This window comes from Stenotrophomonas sp. 05L44_2 (genome assembly GCF_056665995.1).
On record NZ_JBFTNR010000836.1, the window covers coordinates 1 to 1,642 of the forward strand.

General features: G+C 64.1%; 1 protein-coding gene. It reads right to left on the minus strand.

Annotated elements, in window-relative coordinates:
• Positions 1-1,173 (minus strand): chromosome segregation SMC family protein (locus AC1VAN_RS21150; RefSeq protein WP_480986673.1); only part of this gene is annotated, 1,173 nt, incomplete at its 3' end.
• Positions 1,174-1,642 lie beyond the last annotated feature (469 nt).

Genomic DNA, 1,642 nt, shown 5'->3' on the forward strand with positions numbered 1-1,642 from the left:
GCTCTGCGAGGTGTGCTGCTCCCAACGCTGCTGCCAATCGGACAACCGCGCTTCGGCCTCACGCAGGCCTTCCTGCTTGATCTCGTTTTCTTCCTGCAGCGCTTCCAGCTGCGGGGTAGCCGCATCGACCGCTTCGCGCAGCACCATCAGCTTGGCYTCGTCGCCGCTGATGTGCTGGCCMAGTTCGGCCARKGCCTGSYGGGYTTCRTCGCGCGCCTTGTKCAGGCGCTGCGMCAKTTCGYGCTGGTGCTGGATCTGCTGYTCGAGGCGGGCCAGCGTGCTGCCCACCTGGTAGACCTCGGCCTGCGCGGCATTGAGCGCGTCGGCAGCCTCCTCGCGGCGCACGCGGKAAGTCTCGATCCGCGCCTCAGCGTCGCGCTGGTCGGCAATCAGCTGCTGCAGCTTGGTTTCTTCCTGCGACAGCCCTTCGCGCAGCTTGGACAGGCGACCATCCAGGCCACGGTATTCCAGCGCCTTCCACTCCGCATCCTTGACCCGGCGCTCTTCCTGCAACGCCTGGTACTGCTCGGCCTGCTTGGCCTGCCGCTTGAGGTGCTCGAGCTGCTTGGTKATTTCCTCGCGCAGGTCGCCAAGGCGRTCCAGGTTCTCGCGGGTGTGGCGGATGCGGGTCTCGGTTTCCTTGCGGCGCTCCTTGTACTTGGAGATGCCGGCGGCCTCTTCCAGATACACGCGCAGGTCTTCCGGGCGCGCCTCGATGATCTGGCTGATCATGCCCTGCTCGATGATCGAGTAGCTGCGCGGGCCCAGGCCMGTGCCGAGGAACAGGTCGGTGATGTCGCGACGACGGCACTTGGTGCCGTTGAGGTAATAGTTGCTGCTGCCGTCGCGGCTGACGGTACGCTTGACCGAGATCTCGTTGAACGAGGCGTACTCGCCGGAGATCGTGTGGTCGGAGTTGTCGAAGATCAGCTCGACGGTGGCCTGCGAGACCGGCTTGCGGGCATTGGAACCGGAGAAGATCACGTCGGTGAGCGAGTCACCACGCAGGCGGCTGGCCGAACTTTCGCCCATGACCCAACGCACCGCGTCGATGATGTTCGACTTGCCGCAGCCATTGGGTCCCACCACGCCGGTCATGTTGGTCGGCAGGTGCAGGGTGGTCGGATCGACGAAGGACTTGAAGCCGGACAGCTTGATCGTGGAAAGACGCATGGCGTGATTGGGTTCCGGGCAAGGGCCTTACGGCCGCCACCATAGTGGATGTCAGGTCAGCCAGCACCTCAAGCCCTTGATTTCAAAAGAATTCAACAAGGCCAAGGGTGACGCAATGGAATGAGTATAGCGGGGCCAATGTTCCACGGGCGGGATGACCGTGGGAGGAGGCTCAGCGCTCACGCCCGCTCGTGCTTCCAGGCTCTGCCGGAGGCCGCCCCGTAAACCGACCCGGGTCCGGAAAATGAGGCCAACGCATTGATCTTCATGGATTCATCCAGGATCTATCGGCACAGGCGCGGCAGGCCAAGCACCGACCCGGCCGGACGGGCCGCCCCAAAACAAAACGGGCACCCTTGCGGGCRCCCGTTCTGGTGATACCAGGCCTTGCGGCGTGGGATCAGGCCTTTTCGGCTTCAACCACGACCTTGACGGTGGTCTCGACGTCCGCGTGCAGGTGCACCAGGAC